General features: G+C 42.1%; 11 protein-coding genes. 3 read left to right on the forward strand and 8 right to left on the reverse strand.

What is annotated here, in order from left to right:
• Positions 1-111 precede the first annotated feature (111 nt).
• The 3 genes from H6G96_RS12185 to H6G96_RS12195 form a co-directional block, all read right to left on the reverse strand.
• Positions 112-2,040, reverse strand: a complete 1,929-nt coding sequence (locus H6G96_RS12185) for an ABC-F family ATP-binding cassette domain-containing protein (RefSeq protein WP_190911692.1) — start codon at positions 2,038-2,040, stop codon at positions 112-114.
• A 71-nt stretch (positions 2,041-2,111) separates the two neighbouring features.
• Positions 2,112-2,528, reverse strand: coding sequence for a DUF1824 family protein (locus H6G96_RS12190; RefSeq protein WP_190911693.1), 417 nt, complete (start codon positions 2,526-2,528; stop codon positions 2,112-2,114).
• 175 nt (positions 2,529-2,703) lie between these two features.
• Positions 2,704-3,552, reverse strand: coding sequence for a prohibitin family protein (locus tag H6G96_RS12195; protein WP_190911694.1), 849 nt, complete (start codon positions 3,550-3,552; stop codon positions 2,704-2,706).
• Positions 3,553-3,941: 389 nt separating this feature from the next.
• Here H6G96_RS12195 and H6G96_RS12200 point away from each other — a divergent pair, with 389 nt between their 5' ends.
• A complete protein-coding gene (locus H6G96_RS12200) occupies positions 3,942-5,483 on the forward strand; it encodes an NAD(P)/FAD-dependent oxidoreductase (protein ID WP_190911695.1) in 1,542 nt (513 codons plus the stop codon).
• Here H6G96_RS12200 and H6G96_RS12205 read toward each other — a convergent pair.
• The 5 genes from H6G96_RS12205 to H6G96_RS12225 all read right to left on the reverse strand — a co-directional run bounded on the left by H6G96_RS12205 (position 5,470) and on the right by H6G96_RS12225 (position 11,846).
• The gene (locus H6G96_RS12205; protein ID WP_190911696.1) at positions 5,470-6,144 is read right to left on the reverse strand and encodes a hypothetical protein; all 675 of its coding nucleotides are present in this window, start codon (positions 6,142-6,144) and stop codon (positions 5,470-5,472) included. The genes H6G96_RS12200 and H6G96_RS12205 overlap by 14 nt on opposite strands.
• Before the next feature lie 467 nt (positions 6,145-6,611).
• On the reverse strand, positions 6,612-7,073 hold the full coding sequence (locus H6G96_RS12210; protein ID WP_190911697.1) for a hypothetical protein: 462 nt from the start codon (positions 7,071-7,073) through the stop codon (positions 6,612-6,614).
• 26 nt (positions 7,074-7,099) lie between these two features.
• Positions 7,100-8,938: a bifunctional serine/threonine-protein kinase/formylglycine-generating enzyme family protein gene (locus H6G96_RS12215; protein ID WP_190911698.1), complete on the reverse strand. Its 1,839-nt coding sequence runs from the start codon at positions 8,936-8,938 to the stop codon at positions 7,100-7,102.
• A 308-nt stretch (positions 8,939-9,246) separates the two neighbouring features.
• Positions 9,247-10,050 carry an ABC transporter permease subunit gene (locus H6G96_RS12220; RefSeq protein WP_190911699.1) on the reverse strand — a complete coding sequence of 268 codons (804 nt, stop codon included), beginning with the start codon at positions 10,048-10,050 and terminating at the stop codon, positions 9,247-9,249.
• Between the two features lie 266 nt (positions 10,051-10,316).
• Entirely contained in the window at positions 10,317-11,846 is a 1,530-nt protein-coding gene (locus H6G96_RS12225; RefSeq protein WP_190911700.1) for an FAD-dependent oxidoreductase, read from the reverse strand.
• Between the two features lie 1,143 nt (positions 11,847-12,989).
• On the opposite strand from H6G96_RS12225, the gene H6G96_RS12230 reads away from it, so the two are divergent.
• Both H6G96_RS12230 and H6G96_RS12235 read left to right on the forward strand, forming a co-directional pair.
• Positions 12,990-15,386: a glycoside hydrolase family 31 protein gene (locus H6G96_RS12230; RefSeq protein ID WP_190911701.1), complete on the forward strand. Its 2,397-nt coding sequence runs from the start codon at positions 12,990-12,992 to the stop codon at positions 15,384-15,386.
• 186 nt (positions 15,387-15,572) lie between these two features.
• Positions 15,573-20,039 carry a PAS domain S-box protein gene (locus H6G96_RS12235; RefSeq protein WP_190911702.1) on the forward strand — a complete coding sequence of 1,489 codons (4,467 nt, stop codon included), beginning with the start codon at positions 15,573-15,575 and terminating at the stop codon, positions 20,037-20,039.
• The last annotated feature ends 162 nt before the right edge of the window (positions 20,040-20,201 follow it).

The raw sequence follows: 20,201 nt of genomic DNA on the forward strand, positions 1-20,201 counted from the left end.
GAAAAATTCTGTCATAGCTATATCTGCCCCAATACTACTAAAGTTTTGCATTTTTAACGCAGGTGGGTTTTGTGTGTGTAACCGCAATTTCTAATCTCCAGGTATTTGCTATTAAGACTCCATCTCTGCCAACTCTAACCAGCGTTCAGTCGCCACATCAATCGCTTGCTTGAGCTTTTCCACCTGATCGTACAATTTCTGCACTTGGCTATAATTTCCCGGTGAGACATTCGCTAGTGTTTTCTCGGTTTCTGCCTTTTCAGCCTCTAACTTGGCAATTTTACCTTCTAATTGCTCAAATTCTTTTTTCTCCCAATTAGATAACCTCCGCCGCTTGGTATTCTCTACATCCTTGGGTGAAGCCGCACCATTTTGCACTTCGACATTTTTGGGCTTCTCCTTAGCGTTAGCAGCTTGTTGCTGTGCCTCTTCAGCCTTCTTATAGTCCAGATAAATTGAGTAATTACCTGGATATTGCCGCAGATTACCGCCTTCTTCAAAGGAAAAGACTGTGTCGATGGTGCGATCGAGAAAGTAGCGATCGTGAGAAACTACAATTACACACCCGACAAAATCCTCTAAATAATCCTCAAGTACTGCCAATGTCTGAACATCTAAATCGTTTGTCGGTTCATCTAAAATCAACACATTGGGCGCACTCATCAAAACCCGCAACAGAAATAAACGGCGTTTTTCACCACCCGAAAGTTTATTAATTGGGGCATACTGTTGATTACCAGGAAACAAAAACCGCTCTAACATTTGAGAAGCAGTAATTTGAGTCCCATCGGTAATTTTGATAAATTCACCTTCTTCTTTGATGTAGTCAATCACGCGCTGATTTTCGTTTAAAGCTGTGAGCAATTCTTCTGAATGCTGGTCAAAATAACCGATGTGAATTGTAGTACCAATTTCTGCAACACCTGAATCTGGCTTAATCTGACCAGTAATAATATCCATTAAAGTGGATTTACCAGCACCATTAGCGCCGATGATGCCAATGCGGTCTTCTGGACTAAATTCGTAGGTGAAATTATTAATCAGGGTACGTCCATCATAAGCTTTAGAAATGTTATTTAATTCAATAACTTTTTTGCCAATGCGACGACCAACTGTAGAAATATCAACTTTACCCTGAACTTGTTTAAATTCAGTATCCCGCAAAGCGTGAGCGCGGTCAATTCTAGCTTTCTGTTTGGTACTTCTAGCTTTTGGGCCTTTTTTCAGCCATTCCAACTCGCGCCGCAACAAGCCTTGGTGTTTACGTTGACTACTTACGGCAGATTCTTCGGCTAAAGCTTTCTTTTCGAGGTAATATGAATAGTTACCTGAATAGGTGTAAATGTCGCCTCGGTCGATTTCAATGATCCGATTGGTGACACGATCTAGAAAGTAGCGATCGTGGGTGATGAGAAAAAGTGCGCCGCGATAGCGATTTAAATAACTTTGTAACCATTCTACAGAAAGAGCATCCAGATGGTTTGTCGGCTCATCCATAAGCAAAACATCGGGTTCTGCTAGCAATGCTGATGCTAAAGCAATCCGCTTGCGATAGCCCCCAGATAAAGTGCTTATTTTGGCATCAAAGTCAGAAATTCCTAATTTTGTGAGGATGATTTTAGCATTAGTTTCTAGTTCCCAAGCACCAGTTGTATCCATCTTTTGCATCACCACAGAAAGGCGAGACATCAGTTGGCTATCATCTGGATAGTGAGCTAATTTATCCGAGAGTTCTTCGTACTCACGCACCAAAGCCATGTGTTCACCACTGTCGGCGAAAACTTGCTCTAAAACTGTGTGGTTTTCATCTAAATCTGGCTGCTGGGGTAAGTAGATAATTCTAGAACCAGAATTAACTAAAATTTGACCACTATCAATGGATTCTAACCCGGCAATCATTTTTAATAGGGTTGATTTTCCTGAACCGTTAGTACCAATTAAACCAACTTTATCGGTAGCATCGAGGCTAAAGCTGGCATCTTTTAAAACTTCTTTGATACCAAAGTCTTTTTTAACCGATTGTAGTGTAATAATACTCATAAAATCTAGTAATTTTTCATTGATCGTTAGCTAGTAGGTAAAGCACATACCTTACCTACATTTGCCGAATTCTATACAAATAAATCCAAGGGGAGATGTCCATACATTTCGTTTATTCCGTCTTCGTGGTAAGACTGACAAGAAACTAATACGCCACGATGATGTCCAGCATAAGAATCGAGATAACACAAGCCATTTTTACCATTTAATTTTATATAAACTGGCCCTTCAGGTGTAAGTAAATTGTCTGGTGGTTCATAACCCAAAGCCAGAGAATAGGTCTTCATTGCCAATATTCCTTCTTCTGCTGTATCAGCACAAATTCCTAAAATTTGGTAATCAGCAAGCTTGGTGATCAAAATTAGGGCATCACGAATTACTGCTTTTTCTGATGACTTGAGGATAGGGGCAATGTCTAGACAGTTGAATTTATTCAGTAATTTTTTCGCTTCTTCGGCGGTGAGATTTTGAGGATTGGGGGTTGACATAAACTTCGATTATTGACTTGTTGGGTTTTCGATTGTGTTAGAGTTGGTACTAGCCCAACTTATACTATTTTTGATTTTAGATTTTGGATTGCAAATCGTCCAAGTGCTATGGAATTTGTATGAGGCCAAAGCAAATTCCATAATTCTGGACTTTATTATCTAATGCCTACTCTTTTTACGGTTGATTTTGGACATTTCCAAGGTTAAATATGAAGGGGACACCGCCTTTTGAGTCACCACCCATAACAAGGACTTTGGGCATTTGAGCGCCGCCAGTTCTCCAAGCTTCAATTGCTTCTTTTTGCAGAACTAACTGCCCCCCTTGGGCTTTGAGTGTCTCTGCTAAAAGTCTTTGAGCTTCTGCCCTACCTTTAGCGCGATTCACATCTGCTTGTGCTTCTTGTTCTGCTTCCCGTGCTACATAAACGGCTCTTTGCGCTCGTTGTTCAGCAATTTGTTTTTCTTCCACAGCTCTTGCAAATTCTGGTGAGAATGCTAAATCAACTACGCTAGTATCTAACACAATTATCCCATATTTGTCTAAGCGATCGCCTAGGGCTTCATCAAAGTCTTCTTTCAACTCACTTCTTTTAGTAATTGCTTCTTCTACTGTTCTTCTAGCGGCTGCAATTTTAAAGGCTTCTTGGGTCTGTGGTGCAATGATTTTCGATACAATATTTGCTAAGGTTCCTTGTTTCCTTCTAACTTCAACTACCTTAATGGGATCGAGGCGAAAGTTGATCGCAAATCTCGCAGATAAATTTTGCAAATCTTTAGTGGAACTCTCTGCCGGAACTTCAAATTTCTGCACAGTCAAATCATACACATCTATCACTGAGATAAAAGGCGGTTTTGCATGAATCCCTTCCAATAATGCCCCATCTCTCGCTTTACCCAAAATGCTGATCACTCCTGCTTGTCCTGGGTTAATAATGATAAAGGAATTTAGTCCCAGAACCACTAGTGTTGCTAACACAATTCCTAAAACTGTGCTTTGCCAATTTCCAAATTGCTGATTTTTCAAATTCCTTTCTCCAATATGAGTTAGTCATTGGTCATTAGTCGTTAGTCATTAGTCGTTAGTCATGAAGAGTTATTATTTTTCTCCTTGTCTTCTTTTTCTAGTCCCCAATCCCCAATCCCTAGTGCTAAGTCAGAAGTTTTACTTTAGCTTGGGTCAACTTAGTTACTAGTTTAAGCTTCTCATTAGCCTGTGTGAATCAACCCTTTAATTTGAAGAATGCGGCACTGGCGGTTTAATGTTCATCGTTTGTGATGATATTAACTAATTAGAGCGGTTTATGGATGGAGGAGCGAATGATATTATCCAAGTTTCCACACCTGTTCTAACAGTACGCGGAAGTCCCCACCCGTAGGCAGTCTGAGTAGCTCACTTTATTGTTGCAAACATATATGCAAGTTACAGATGTAGTTGTCATTGGTAGCGGTATTGGCGGTTTGAGTTGTGCTGCTGTTTTGGCACGATATGGCTTTGATGTAATAGTCTGCGAAAGTCACTCCATTGCTGGAGGTGCTGCCCATGCTTTTGAGCGCAATGGTTTCAAGTTTGACTCGGGCCCGTCTCTCTACTCTGGACTATCTTACAGCCCCTCTGCCAATCCTTTGCGACAAGTGTTAGATGCAATTGGTTCTGAATTACCATGTGTAACCTACGATACTTGGGGTTGTTGTGTACCAGAAGGTGATTTTGATACGTCGGTTGGTGCGGAGCAATTTTGTGAAGTGCTGATGAGATTCTGTGGTAATGATGCTGTTGCTGAATGGCAGGAACTCCAGCGCATTATGGAACCATTTGCTAGTGCAGCAACTTCCATACCACCAGCCGCATTACGCTTTGATTTTGGTGCAGCTAGAACTGTGGGCCCATTTCTCCCATCTCTGACAAAAAATCTGGCGAATATAATTAAGCTGACGGGCCCCTTCAGCCGAATTATGGATGGGGTTGTTAAAGATCCTTTTACCCGAAACTGGCTGAATTTGCTGTGTTTCCTACTTTCTGGATTACCCGCAGATGGCACTAGTGCCGCAGAGGTAGGATTTATGTTTGCGGACTGGTATCGCCCAGATGCAATACTTGAATATCCCATTGGTGGTAGTGGTGCTTTAGTTGACACCCTTGTACAAGGGTTGGAGCGTCACGGTGGGAAGTTGATTCTAGGCGCTCATGTGGAAGAAGTGCTTGTAGAAGGTAATCGTGCGGTGGGTGTGCGTCTGCGCGATCGCTCCGAAATTCGAGCGCGGCGGGCAGTAATTTCTAATGCATCGGTTTGGGACACACTGAAGTTACTACCAGAAAAGGCGATACCCAAAAAGTACCGCACTAAACGACAGGCGACACCTGAATGTGATAGCTTTATGCATCTACATTTGGGCATTGATGCTCAAGCATTACAATCAAATTTGCGGTGTCATTACATCGTGGTTAATAACTGGGAATTGGGCATAACAGCACCTCAGAATGTTGTAGTGATATCAATTCCTTCAGTTCTGGATCCATCCTTAGCGCCAGCAGGTAAGCACGTAATTCATGTTTATACTCCTGGTAATGAGCCGTATGCTATCTGGCAGGGAATGGATAGGAGGAATCAAGAATATGCCCAACAAAAGCGATCGCGTGCAGAAGTAATGTGGCAAGCTTTGGAAAGGGTCATTCCAGATATTCGCTCTCGTTGTGAAGTCACACTTGTTGGTACACCTCTAACCCACGAGCGTTATCTTCGCCGTCACCAAGGTTCCTATGGCCCAGCAATTCAGGCTGGAAGTGGTATGTTTCCTGGTCCCGGCACACCTCTACCAGGGCTGATGTGCTGTGGAGACTCGACATTTCCCGGTATTGGTTTACCAGCAGTCGCCGCCAGTGGGCTGATTGCTGCGAATACCCTCGCACCGGTTGATAAGCATTTAGCCATGCTTCAAGATATCAAGTGTATTTAATTTTTCGAGGATAAAATCTAGTTGCCAAGAGAGCCGCACCCACTGCCAAAACTGCTAGCACACTATCAGATTCGGGTACGGCAGCAACTTGAGCATCAATTCGTGCAGTTCCAGCAAATAAACCTGTCAAGTCCGGGTTTCCTAGTATTTTGGCAAACTCTGGAGAAACCAGCAATTTAACATCAGGGATAGTTAAATTTTTACCATCAAATGCCACAGGTTCTGAAAGACTCAAATCAAACAAAATTGTATCTAAAGAAAATGTGTCTCTTAAAACAAATCCGCTAGCATCTTTGATAGTACGTCCCGGAGCAAAACCTATTGAAAACTCACCAACAGTAATTTGATTATTGAAAGTAACAGTACCAGTTTGCTCGATTGTCCCTGAGAGCGGAGTAAAACCGCCCTGATCACTGAACGTAAAGTTGGTGGCTGAGTCGATGTTGAAGCCAACCAAATAATTGCTGGGAATTGGTGCGACTGTATGATTAGCACCTGTCAAGGTTAGCCCGATATTTCTAAGAATATCCTCGTGATCGTGATCTATACTGGTGACTCCAGATATCACTTTAAAAGTTGCAGCTTCTACCTCTATGGGTGCAATTAATATAAAAGCTGCTGTTGTACAACCAAGAATTCCTGCAAATTTAGAAAACCGCATACATACCCTTACATTTTTAGTTTATTTTATCGAACAAATGCTCTTTATTAATTTAAAAGCTTAAGTATTACCACTAAAGAAATACTCTCAAAACATAAAAGAATATTTTTTGAAACTTTATATTGAGCAAAAGCTAAGTTAATACCAAGATTTAATTTGTATAGTTACAAAGATAAGTTTAAGTAGTGGGTAAAAATAAAGATCACTGCTTATAATAGAGTAGAAAATATCAGGCATAAGGCATTAGACATAAAACACGATAAAAATATAGTTACGTTTAATTATGTCCAATGCCAAAACCTCGTTTCCAACCTCTGGCTATAAATGCTACTCATTGACTGCTGCCGCTAGTCTTGAGGCGGCAGTTCTCCCATTAGGGACTTGCAAAAAATAAATTATTCCAAATTATTTGTAAATTGGTAGGGGGCATACAGCTAGCTGTGCGTCCCTACTGAAAAGTTTTTGCTTTACAAGCTTGTTCTAATCCACCAGCTTATTTTCTCCAAATTAGGATCTATTTCTTGCCAAAAGCTTGCTGATGAGTTTGCTTCTCTTGCGGCTGCCAGTATTTTATCTATATTGTCGAAGTTTTTTTGAATCACCTGTTTATCAAGTTTAGGAATATCTAATTTAAGGTATTTCAGACGGTTGGGTAACTCTACTTTCTCTTTTATCGGCAAGTTAAGAAACTGCTCAACTATTTCTAGAATTTTATCTATTGACGTAATGACTTCTTCAACACTCGGCTTTTTACTTTTTAATTTTAAATCTTTTTCTTCAAAGGCTTCTTCTTGATTACCTAACTTTACTATCACTATTTTGACAAAGAAAATATTGTAATCAACTTCAATAACTTCACCCACTTGATTATGATATTTTCCAGTTTTATTTATAAGTACTATGTCACCTTTCTCAATTTTGTCTTTCATAATTTATGCAGCGCTGAATTAAATTGCTAAATAATCTCCTCTACAGAAAATACTACTCTAAAGCCACAAACCCTCAGCCCACCGTCTGACTCATTCCAGCTACGGCTAGCGCTGCGACACAGTTCTGCATTGAAACTCCAAGAACCACCGCGTAACACTCGGCGATTAATATCACCGCCAACTTCCCAGGCTGTTCCATCTGAGGGTGCGTCGCTGTAATTGTTGTGCCACGAATCAGCGCACCATTCCCAAACTAGCCCGTGCATATCATACAATCCAAAGGCGTTGGCGACTTCAAAACTACCGACGTTTGTTGTTTCTTTACGGAATTTGCTTTTTGGTTCGATAGTGCAACTGACTAACTCAGAGGTAATGGCTTCACCAAAGTGGAAAGATGTTGTAGTTCCAGCCCGACAAGCATATTCCCATTCAGCCTCACTGGGTAAACGATAGTCGCGTCCAGTTTTTTCTGATAGTCTAAGACAGAATTCTACAGCTTCATGCCAGGATACATTTTCTACTGGTCTATCTAAACCTTTGAATTTTGATGGATTGGGATTTAAAGCTTGTTTGACTTTGGGGAAAGCGGCTACTACTCTCCACTGTGCTTGAGTTATGGGAAATTTCCCCATAAAAAATGGTTCGACGGTAACTTTGTGTCGAGGGCGTTCGTCAGCATCTCCTTCAAACTCCGGTGAACCCATCATGTAAGTACCACCAGGAATCGATACCATTTCTAATGTGACAGATTTACCCAATTCTTCGGCAAAAAAGTTTGCATTACAACTGATGCGGTTTACTTCTCTACCACCTGTGTCTACTGTTACTACATCAAATTCAAAGGTTTCTAAGGGGGGTAATGGTACTATTACTTTTTGTGGTAGCGGCGGTAATATGGGTTGGGACATCGAAACAATTTTAAGGGCAACAGGTTCAATGTTCAATGTTGCAAACTTCAAATCATTAATAACTTCTACTGCTGTTTGATATCTTTCACTCGGTAGATGTTTTAATAATTTATCTAAAATTTTTCCTAAGTCGTCGCTGAGAGTAATACCTTTTTCTTGTAAACGTTCACGCCACAACCACTTAGCATTCATGGCATCATAAATAGGATCAGTAATTTGTCCAGAAGCATCCTGCAACGGTAAACATCGAGTTAAAAGACGCACGCAAGTTACACCCAAAGCATACAAATCGCTGCCGTGACAAGCAAATCCAGCCATTTGTTCTGTTGGGGCATAACCAAGGGTATAAATTACTGTAGCTTGTCTTCCTAAACTAGTTTGTGTTACCTGTTTAGCACCGCCAAAGTCAATTAATACGGGTTTTTGATCACTTGCACGGCGGATAATATTTTCTGGTTTAATATCCCGATGAATGACATTATGAGTATGAATAAATTGCAGTACTGGCAATAAGTCAGTTAAAAGTTGCCAAACTTGTTTTTCACTATATATTTGTTGCTGAACTTCCTGTAAGAGAGTTTTTCCTTGAATAAATTCTTGTACGAGATATAAGCTAGCACCTTGTTCAAAATAAGCTAGTAATCGGGGAATTTGGGTATGATTTTCTCCCAGTTCATACAACCGAAAAGCCTCTTCTTTGAAAAACTCTGCTGCTTTTGTACGTTGTCCTGTTCCCTGAAACTGCGGAAAAAATTGCTTGATGACGCAAGGCGCGTTTAGTCTGTCTACATCTTCTGTAGCATAGGTTCTACTAAATCCACCTTCACCTAGAAGTCTCAATACACGGTAACGGTTTCTTAGAAGTTTGCCAAAGTTGCTTTGTCCGCAACTCACGCAAAATCTATTGCTATCAGAGTTGAATGGATTTGAGCAATTGGGATTTTGGCAGATTTGCATAATGAGGTGAAAATAGCATCTTCTCCAAAGTTAGCCCCAATATTATCTAATTGAAAACAGTTATGTAGAGAAGCGAACACGGAAGTTTATTTATGTGCTTAAATTTCCTTCCATACGAAGGCAGAAATATAAATAAATCCTAATATTGTAGCGTTTTAAAATATTAGTAAATATGAATACATCAGTATAACGGATGTAGAGGCGTTACATCGCAACGTCTCTTTTAATATAGCTTTTGTTTCCCACTTAAAAAGTTCATGGAGAGCCAACTCGTCCATAATGTTTATTACTAATTGGGATTTTTATTTTCAGCTTTTATTCTCTCCAGAAATGCGAATTAATTCAGCTACAAGAGCCGCGATCGCAGATACTGTAATCAACATTACACTTAATGCGTTAATATCAGGCTTGACTCCTGTTCTAATGCGGCTAAAAATCTCCATTGGCAAGGTGTTAGAACCACTACCAGCAGTAAAACTGGCAATGAGAAAGTCATCTAAGCTGAGGACAAAGGCTAAAAGACAACCAGCGACAATCCCAGGCATCAATTGAGGTAATAATACTTCAATGAAAGCTTGCGTTGGTGTAGCACCTAAATCTAGTGCTGCTTCTTCTAAGTGAGGATCTAAATTGGTAAGTCGTGAACTAACTACAAGTCCAACATAAGCAAGACAAAATACGATATGGGCTGCAACTATTGTCCATAAACTTAGGGGTATGGCAAAGGCTGCTAGACATACTAGGGTAGCCACTGCGATCGCAATATCGGGAATAATCAATGGTAGGTAAGCAACACCTCGATACAATTTCTTCCCAGGAAATTGGTAACGCGCCAACCCAACCGCCATTAAGGTTCCCAGCACTGCTGAAATCCCGACTGCACAACCAGCAACTATCATACTGTTTTGCAAAGCTGATAAGATGCGATCGTCATTGAATAACTTGCGATACCAATCGAGAGTAAATCCTTGCCAAGTTGCGCTGTAAGGTGACTGATTAAAGCTATAAAAGCTAAGTACTAGTATGGGCAAGTACATGAACACAAACATGAGCAGTGAGAAAACCGCCTGCCATGAGACACGCGGTTTTTTGATAGATGGAGAGATATTCACGTTTATATATGATTTTTATCTGATAGCAACATAAAATATCATATTTAATGTAATAAGTCAATGATATAAGCAGAGGAGGCAGGGGAAGCAGGGGAAGCAGGGGAGGCAGGGGAAGCAGGGGAGGTAGGGGAGGCAAGAGATATCTGTTCAGCTATTCTTATCTCCCCCTGCTTCTCTTCTCCCCCTGCTCCCCTTACCTACCTCAACCAAGAAATTCCTTAACCGAACGGTATTGCCTTCTCCCCTGCCTCTTCGGTGAGAGGATGTCAAGTATTTTCCGTTGATGCCAGTCCATTAATCGCCGGGCCGTTAATTACCTTTCCCTGCGTATCAAACCGTGAACCATGACATGGGCAATCCCAGGTGTTTTCTGAAGAATTCCAGGCAACGATACAGTTGAGGTGGGTACAGATTGCAGAATGTTCGTGTAGTGTGCCGTTTTCATCTCGGTAAGCTGCAATTTTTGTCAAACCACGCCGCACTACTGCACCTGTACCGGGAGCAACTTTTTCAACAGAATCAACATCACCTGGTGTCACCCAGTCTAAATATTGGGTAGCAACGTTGAGATTTTCAGAGATAAAATCACCTACTCCACCAATTCTGATACGCGATGGGTCATAAAGCTCTGCCCAGGTATTCTTTCGCCCTAAAATCAAGTCAGTTAAAAGTATACCTGCGATCGTGCCGTGGGTCATTCCTATGCCTGTATCACCAGTAACGATATAGACGTTTTCCTCATCAAAGGGGTTTTTGCCAATGTAAGCAATACCATCATCAGAATTCATTACCTGACCCGACCAGCGAAATAAAATCTCCTGTGCCATTGGGAAACGTTCTCGTGTCCATGTTTGGAGTCTGGCATAGCGGGCATCGGCATCGTCAGCTTGTCCGGTTTTGTGGTCTTCGCCGCCAACGATTAATACATCATATTGTTCGTCAATGCTTTGTAACCTTACGTAATGGTAAGGGTCTAGGGTATCCCAATAAAGCGCTTTGGGAACAGAACCGCGAGGCACTTTTGCACCGATGACAAAGGTGATGTATGGAGCCTGCTTGAAGTGCATAGTAGCTAAGTTACTGATGGGTGAGTTGGTTGCTACCACTACAGCATCGGCTGTCACAACTTTACCACTGCTCGTCTCAACGCGGGCGGGTAAACCACCTTTAATTTTTTCAACGTGTGTGCCAGTATAAATTTTACCGCCACGGCGTTCTATGGCTTCTGCAAGCCCAGCTAGATATTTTAGTGGATCAAATTGCCCTTGTCGGGGAAAGCGTAGGCACATTCCTGTATCAAAATCAGGCAACGGCGCTTTTGTCACCATTTCAACATCAGTAAGTCCAGCCCGGTGTACTGCTTCTAATTCCTGCTGAATCTCATCTATTGATTTTAGGTCTGGGGGAAAAAGATAGCCGTCAAGTCGCTCAAAGTCGCAGTTAATGTTTTCTTGGGTAGCGATCGCCTCTATAGTATTAATTGCTGTAACATGACTTTGAGCAATATGTTTTGCACCTTCTTTACCGTGCATTTGCTCCAGTTCGTGGTAACCATAACTTAGCACATTCGATACGTGTGCTGTTGTTCTTGATGTTTGACCGCCACCAATGGGGCCATCATCCAGTACGATCACTGATTTACCTGCGCGGGTTAACATATAGGCAGTTGACATCCCTGCTATCCCAGCACCAATAACGCAGACATCTGCATAAGTATTTTCGGTAAGCACGAGTTTATCTGGGACTTCTGCCGTTGTCATCCAAATAGAAATTGTTTTACCAGAGTCATTTTGCATATTTTTTTAGAGTCTCAAGCCAAATTTAGCTGCTGGAAAGAAAATTATGGAGCTAAGAGTAATGACAGAAGAAGAAGGAAAAATATTTTTATATTTTTCCTTTTCTGATTGTGCCTTTATGTGTCTTTAATCCGCACCACAACTAAGCTAAGATGTGTATTCCAGCTTGTTATTGTATAAGCCTAGACTATTAATTGTAAATAATGTATCTATATCATGATAGACATAGAAATATGCTTAAGAGGGGATGAAATCGTCAGAAGTTTATATTGCAGGAAAACTTAAATTATTTTGTAAAACATTCGACTCTGGAGTAGATAATTTATGATTTGGTATAGCAATCTAAATGAATCGTAAAAATCTCCGATTCCCCTGTCTGCGTTTTCTGCGGTTAATTTATTTTTACAAATGATTTAGAACTGTTATGTAGCGGTTCTCCTTTGGATGCAATACGTCTGACCTCACTTCCATTCCTCTCTCCTAAAAGGCTACCGTGTACACACAAGTCGAATTTCTTCTTAAATCCCAAAGACTACCTACTTAATCGCAGTGATGGTTAGGGTGGGGTAAAACTAAAGCTAAAACCTTAGTAAATCAGGTTTGGGGTGAGGTTTTGAGAATTTATGCAATAAATATATTGAATTCGGATGGTCGTTTATTGAATTCGGGTAGTCGTTTATTGAATTCGGGTAGTCGTTTATTGAATTCGGGTAGTCGTTTATTGAATTCGGGTGGTCGTTTATTGAATTCGGGTGGTCGTTTATTGAATTCGGGTGGTCGTTTATTGAATTCGGCTGGTCGTTTATTGAATTCGGCTGGTCGTTCATTGAATTCAAGCAGTGGTTAGGGTGGGGTAAAACCCAGATTCTTGAACAACTTCAGACTTGTGTGTACACCGTAGTCTAAGAGGAGAGAGGCTTTGAACTTTACTCCCCAACGCTAGTAGGGAAGGGGCTGGGGTTAGGTCTGTATTGCACTCAACTGAGAACTGCTATATAGCAACAACTTGTGCATTACAAAAACCACTCTTGGTAATAAATATCTACTAACTTTTTACCCAACATCTAGCGAAAGAAAGAGTTTAAGGCTGAATATCTCTGTAATCATAAATGCGGACAAGTTTTAACCCACTTAATAACTGATATGCCGCAATATTTCGGAAAACTACCCACTACTAACCAACCTTGGACAAGCATCGGCAATGTAAAAGCTGTAACGTGGGACAATAATATTATTAATTTAGACTGTGACAACTCACGCCTTACTATCAGCGTACTTGCTCCCAATTTAGTCCGGGTGCGTTTTGCACTAACTGGGCAATTTATGCCCCGCCGTTCTTGGGCAGTGACGGTAGATGATGCAGAATGGGTAACAACACCTTTTACAGTGCAAGAAACTGAAGCAACGGTAGAAATTGAAACAGCACAGATTCGGGTGTGCGTCCAGCGAGAAAAGTGTCGCATTGCTTGTTTTGACAAAAATAATCGTCCGTTCGCCCAAGATGCAGAGATGGGTATAGGTTGGCGGATGGGCGCAACTGCGGGGTGGAAAGAAATTGTAGCCGACGAACATTTCTATGGCTTTGGTGAACGTACAGGTTTTCTGGATAAACTCAGCGAGGTAAAAACCAACTGGACAACGGATGCCTTAGATTATGATGCACTTACTGATGAAATGTATCAAGCAATTCCATTCTTTATGGCTTTGCGCCCAGAGTTAGGCTATGGCATCTTTTTCAACACTACTTTTTGGAGTCAGTTCGATATTGGTGCTGAACAACCAGGTATTTGGAAGATGGAAACTCGTGGCGGTGAATTGGATTATTACATTATCTATGGCCCCGAACCAGCCCAAATCTTGGAGACTTACACTCAGTTAACTGGGAGAATGCCATTACCGCCGAAATGGGCGCTAGGTTATCATCAATGTCGCTGGAGTTACGATTCAGAAACCGTTGTGCGGGAACTGGCGCAAGAATTTCGTCAGCGTCGCATTCCTTGTGATGTTATTCACTTGGATATTGACTATATGCAGGGTTATAGAGTGTTCACTTGGAGTAAACAGCGCTTCCCCAACTCGGCAAAACTTATTAGTGATTTAGCAAAGGATGGTTTCAAAACAGTCACAATTATTGACCCTGGTGTTAAGTATGAACCAGAAGGCAATTATCATGTTTTTGACCAAGGAATAGAAAAAGACTATTTTGTGCGTAAAGCTGATGGTACGTTGTTCCACGGCTATGTTTGGCCAGAGAAAGCTGTTTTTCCTGACTTTTTACGTCCTGATGTGTCTAACTGGTGGGCTGATTTACACAAAAGCCTAACTGATATTGGGGTGGCAGGCATTTGGAATGATATGAACGAACCCGCCATAAATGATCGCCCTTTCGGCGATGATGGTGAAAAGATTTGGTTTCCACTTGATGCACCGCAGGGGGGAGAGAATTCAAAATTCAAAATTCAAAATGACGCTCGCGGACTCGCTAACGCTGCGCTAACAAAATTAGAAATTGATGTGACTCATACGGAAGTGCATAACTTGTATGGGTTGATGATGGCTAAGGCTTGCTATGAAGGGTTGGAAAGACATCGAGGTTCAGAGCGATCATTTGTGTTAACGCGATCGGGTTATGCTGGTGTGCAACGCTGGTCTTCTGTGTGGATGGGGGATAACCAATCGTTGTGGGAGCATTTAGAAATGTCTCTGCCGATGCTTTGCAATATGGGACTTTCGGGTGTGGGGTTTGTGGGTTGCGATATTGGCGGGTTTGCTGGTAACGCTACAGGTGAATTATTCGCTCGGTGGATGCAGGTAGGAATGCTTTACCCATTAATGCGCGGTCACTCGGCCATGTCTACTGCTCGTCATGAACCTTGGGTATTTGGCGATCGCGTTGAAAATATCTGTAGAGAATATATTAATTTACGCTACCAATTACTTCCCTACATTTATAATCTTTTTTGGGAAGCGGTAACAACAGGCGCACCAATTTTAAGACCATTATTGTACCATTTCCCTAATGATCCGAAAACTTATAGCCTCTACGATCAAGTATTACTAGGTGCGTCGCTGATGGCTGCGCCAATTTATCGCCCTGGAGTTGAGCATCGAGCTGTCTACTTACCTGCTGGCACTTGGTATGATTGGTGGAGTGGTGAGAGTTATGAAGGCCCGATTCACATTCTTGCTCATGCACCACTAGAAAGAATGCCATTGTATGTTCGTAGCGGTGCGATCGTTCCCATGCAACCTGTCAGGCAATACGTTGATCAAGCCCCACTCGACGAGATGAAATTACGGATTTGGCCTGGTAATAACGAATATCAGCTATTTGAAGATGATGGGCACACAAACGATCAAGATAAACATTTTTCGCTAACAAATATAATCGTATTTACAGAGGCAAACCAAACAGTAGTGGAAATTGGAGCGAGAGTTGGGGAATGGACACCTCCACCACGTGAAGTGATTGTAGAACTTGTTGGTGTTGGAGAGCAACGTTTCCAAGATGATGGTAAGCAACGTAGCCTGCAATTCTGAAATATTCACAAAGATAGTTTTTTAACCAACATTATTTCTAATTCTCAATTCTGGAACACAAAATATGCATAAAGATAGATGAAAAGTAAGTCAATGGCAAACATACAATACAAAAGATAGAGGTGATTAAACTGTAAGAAATACGGTAGTTTAATACGCTAGATAGATGCGGTTAGAGAATACTTGATGTTAAATATTAACCGCTTGCGGCTGCAAGATATATTTAAAATCCCTACAAATTCACTTGTGGCAAAAGTCGCAAGTGCGATCGCTGTTTTTGTTGGCAGCTTGGTACTAGTTGGTTGGTGTTTTGGCATTGAAGTTCTTAAGCGCGGCTTCCCTGATAGCCTTGCCACAATGAAAGTCAACACAGCGCTGTGTTTTGTGCTGTGTGGTATATCGCTGTGGTTGTTTTCAACAGGGGAAGAAAACAATTCAAAATTCAAAATTCAAAATGACGTTCGCGCAGCCTCTCCAAAAGTTGCCATGCCGTTGGCAAAGCCTCTTTTAGAGAAGGCTTACGCCGCGCTAACAAAATTATTCCCCAACTTTCCCACTCTTTTAATCTCTAGGGTCTGTGCAATAGCTGTCACTACGATTGCTGCGCTCACACTCTGTCAATATCTGTTTGGCTGGAATCTCGGCATTGACGAGCTAATTTTTCGTGATTCGCCAACTAGTATAGCGACATCGCATCCAGGGCGAATGGGGGTGAACACAGCACTGAACTTTGTGCTGGTTAGCGTCGCCTTACAACTTCTGGTTCATCCAAAAAACCACCGCAGTTATTGGTATGCTCAGATTATCGTACTGATCGCTACTTTAATTTCCTTTCAGGCGCTCATGGGCTATGCCTACAAAGTGAAAGCTCTCTACGGGCTTGCCCCCTATACAACATCAATGGCTTTACATACAGCTATGTTGTTCAGTTTACTAAATATGGGAATTCTGTGGGCGCGGGCAGAACAAGGGTTAATGAGAGTAGTTACAAGTGATACCTACGGCGGCTTACTTGCACGTCGTTTATTAATTGCCGCGATCGCAGTACCTTTTGTATTGGGGTGGATAATCGTTGAAGGTCAACGAGCAGAAAAATACGGCCCGGCGTTTGCAATGTCGCTGTTTGCAATCATCCTGATTGTGATTTTTACGATTTTGATTTGGCAAAGTGCCAGCGTTATTGAACGCCTCAGCGAACAGCGCGATCTTGCCCAGGAAGCACTTAGAACCCAGGAAGCTAAACTGAGAAGTTTTGTAGATTCTAACGTCATCGGCATTCTATTTGGCAACGTGTATGGCGGCATCCAGCAGGCAAACGACGAATTTCTGAGGATGATTGGTTACACGCAGGAGGATTTGTTAACAGGTAGGTTAAGTTGGAGCAATATCACACCACCAGAGTATCTGTCTTTGGATGAGCGAGGTGTCGCCGAAGCACAAGCAAATGTTAACGCTGCTTGTACGCCTTATGAGAAAGAATATATCCGCAAAGATGGTAGCCGCATCCCAGTTTTAGTTGGTTACGTGCTGCTAGGAGAAAAACGGGAAGAGTCAGTAGCGTTTATCCTTGACTTGAGCGAACGCAAGCAAGCAGAAGCAGAACAGCAAAAATTAGTATCGCTGGTAGAAAATAGCTCTGATTTTATCGGCATTGCTACCCTTGAGGGTCAATTACTCTACATAAATGATGCAGGTCAAAAGCTGGTAGGCTTTGCAAGCCTTGATGAAGTGAGGCAAAAAGCAGTATTAGATTACGCCATGCCCAAAGACAAAGCCTATTTTCAAGAATATATACTGCCGACTGTGCTATTACAAGGGCGCTGGCAGGGAGAATTCTGCTTTCGGCATCTTCAAACAGGTCAACCAATACCAGTTGATTACAATATCTTTACTGTTACCGACAACAACACAGGTCAACCAATTGCCTTAGCAACTGTGACTCGCAATATCAGCGAACAAAAACTGGCTAAGGAAAAAATCTTACAACTAAACAAGGATCTACAGCGCCGCATTACTGAGTTACAAACATTGTTGGAGGTAATTCCCATTGGAATAGGCATTGCCGAAGATCCAGAATGCCAAAATATCAAGGTTAACCCTGCTTTTGCCAAGCAGTTGGGGATATTACCAGATACAAATGCCTCCCTCAGTGCTCCCTTGGACGAAAAACCGACAAGCTTTAAAGTCTACCGCCACGGAAGAGAACTGTCAGCAGAAGAACTCCCAATGCAATATTCTGCTGCTCATGGTGCGGAAGTTCTGGATTGTGAACTGAAAATTGTCCATGAAAATGGAAAAATTGTCAATCTGTTGGAGTATGTTGCACCCTTGTTTGATGAAGAGGGTAAAACCAGAGGAAGCGTTGGTGCATTTTTAGATATTACGGAGCGCAAACAAACAGAGGAAGCACTTTTGAATCAGCAAAAATGGCTGGAGGATGTGTTAAATCTGATGCCAAGACCATTGCTGTTTATCGAACCAGGAACGGCGCGGGTAACTTTTGCCAATCGCTCTGCTAACGAATTAGCTGGGGGCGAATTTCCCAAAGGTGTACCAGCCCAGGAGTATCACACAGTTTATCATTATACAGATGCGGCAGGCGATCGCATCCCCAATGAACAAATGCCAGGAGTGCGGGTTGCCCTTGGCGAACGCCTGAATGGATTGGAGGTAGACTGGCACACTCCATCTGGTGTACGCTCTCTACTAATATTTGCTGATACCTTACCAGCAATGCACGGTCATCCGGCTACCTGTATCTTGGTGTTCCAAGAGATTAGCAACCTCAAACAGGCAGAAAAAGCCCTCTCGTTAGGTTACAAAAGGCTAAAGCTACTATTTGACACAGCCAACGATTTACTATCAAGCCAGGAACCAGTACTACTAATCGATAGCGTCTACCGAAAACTAAGAGAGCAAATAGGTTTAGATGTTTATTTGAACTATTTGGTTGAGGATAACTCTCAAGTAATGCGGTTGAGGTCTTCGAGTGGCATTTCCCAGGAACTAGCAAAGGAAATTGAGTACTTACCATTTGGTCAAGGGGTTTGCGGTACTGTAGCGCTGTCACGCCATTCCATAGCTGTAGAGAATGTGCAGCAATCTACTGACCCGAAAACAGAATTGATTCGCTCTTTAAGTATTACTGCTTATTATGCATATCCATTGATCGCCCAAGGACGGCTGTTAGGTACTCTTTCTTTTGGCAGTCGCACTCGGTTAAGCTTCACCGAGAATCAAAAGGGGATGATGCAAGCAGTATGCGACCAAATAGCGATCGCAATGGAACGAGCTAGTTTAATTAGTTCTTTGCAACAACAAACTGAGCAGTTGCAAGAAGCTAACCGCATGAAAGATGAGTTTCTGGGAATATTGTCTCACGAATTGCGATCGCCCCTCAATGCCATCTTTGGCTGGGCGCAATTACTGAAACGAGGCAAGCTTAGTGAAACTCAAATGGCTAGGGCTACGGAGACAATTGAGCGCAATGTTAAGGCGCAAACCCAGCTAATTGAAGACCTACTGGATATATCACGGATGATGAGAGGCAAGTTACGCCTTAATGTTGGTACTTGTAATTTGGTTCCGATGATTGAGTCAGCTATTGAGACTGTTAGCCTCGCCGCCCAATCTAAGGAAATCGATTTAAGATTTTCCCTGATTCCTTCAAAAGAAACGCGAAATGCGCCACCGGGGATACTCCCCGTGGTCACTTTCGCGCAAAATTCAGATTTGGGATTAGGAATCAATCACGAAAAGATAGAATCTTCAGAAGTACAATCCCAAACCAGTCAACACTCAGAGGAGAATTTGCTTGGTGAAAATTCTCAATTCTTAGTTTCCGGGGATTTTGAGCGCTTGCAGCAAATAATCTGGAATCTCCTATCCAATGCCATTAAATTCACACCCAGAGGAGGACGGGTAGAGGTGCAATTGTCTGTAGTGACTGACCAAGAAAAACAACAGACGATGGATCAATATGCCCAAATTCAGGTAATTGACACAGGCATTGGTATCAGCCCTGATTTTCTTCCCTATGTCTTTGATCGCTTTCGTCAAGCTGATAGTTCTAGCACTAGAACCTATGGTGGATTAGGATTAGGATTAGCGATCGTGCGTAATTTAGTAGAATTACATGGCGGTACTATCCACGCAAATAGTCCAGGTAAAGAGCAAGGAGCAACGTTTACAGTCAAGCTACCACTTTTGAAAAGTCCTCCCCTCACAGCCTTGCAGCCTCTCCCCCTGCCCTCTCCTCTTCCCTCCCTCTCCCTCCTTGGCGTGCGCGTACTGGTTGTAGATGACCAAGCCGATACCCGTGACTTCATCACTACAGTCCTCGAACAGTGCCAAGCCGAAGTTCAGGCTGTAGCATCAGTTCAAGAGGCATTACAGGTAATTACACAGTGGAAACCAGATGTTTTAGTCAGTGACATCGCTATGCCCGATGAGGATGGTTATTCTTTAATCCGCAAAGTGCGATCGCAACCACCAGAACTAGGAGGAAATATTCCAGCCGCAGCGTTAACAGCTTATGCTAGGGCAGAGGATCGGATGCGAGCTATACAAGAAGGTTATCAGCTACATTTACCTAAACCTATTGAGGCAGCTGAGTTAACTACAGTAGTTGCCAGACTTGCTGGACGGACTTAGAGAAAATGGAGCATGGGGCATCGTCCTTTTTCCTAATATCAAAATTTATACAAAATTCCAATTGTTTCCCAATTACTAAAAAGCAGTTTTTATTTGTAATTTAGCGTAGTTGGTGGATACCTGCATTGTCTAAATCCCGTTAGATGTATATTTTTATTTCAG

The sequence above is a fragment of the Nostoc sp. FACHB-892 genome (genome assembly GCF_014698795.1).
Lineage (GTDB): Bacteria > Cyanobacteriota > Cyanobacteriia > Cyanobacteriales > Nostocaceae > Nostoc.

What these genes read in the sequence shown, in the direction of transcription:
- H6G96_RS12185 (WP_190911692.1), bottom strand. Translation starts at nt 2,040, where the DNA reads ATGAGTATTATTACACTACAATCGGTTAAAAAAGACTTTGGTATCAAA.
- H6G96_RS12190 (WP_190911693.1), bottom strand. Translation starts at nt 2,528, where the DNA reads ATGTCAACCCCCAATCCTCAAAATCTCACCGCCGAAGAAGCGAAAAAA.
- H6G96_RS12200 (WP_190911695.1), top strand. Translation starts at nt 3,942, where the DNA reads ATGCAAGTTACAGATGTAGTTGTCATTGGTAGCGGTATTGGCGGTTTG.
- H6G96_RS12205 (WP_190911696.1), bottom strand. Translation starts at nt 6,144, where the DNA reads ATGCGGTTTTCTAAATTTGCAGGAATTCTTGGTTGTACAACAGCAGCT.
- H6G96_RS12210 (WP_190911697.1), bottom strand. Translation starts at nt 7,073, where the DNA reads ATGAAAGACAAAATTGAGAAAGGTGACATAGTACTTATAAATAAAACT.
- H6G96_RS12215 (WP_190911698.1), bottom strand. Translation starts at nt 8,938, where the DNA reads ATGCAAATCTGCCAAAATCCCAATTGCTCAAATCCATTCAACTCTGAT.
- H6G96_RS12225 (WP_190911700.1), bottom strand. Translation starts at nt 11,846, where the DNA reads ATGCAAAATGACTCTGGTAAAACAATTTCTATTTGGATGACAACGGCA.
- H6G96_RS12230 (WP_190911701.1), top strand. Translation starts at nt 12,990, where the DNA reads ATGCCGCAATATTTCGGAAAACTACCCACTACTAACCAACCTTGGACA.
- H6G96_RS12235 (WP_190911702.1), top strand. Translation starts at nt 15,573, where the DNA reads ATGTTAAATATTAACCGCTTGCGGCTGCAAGATATATTTAAAATCCCT.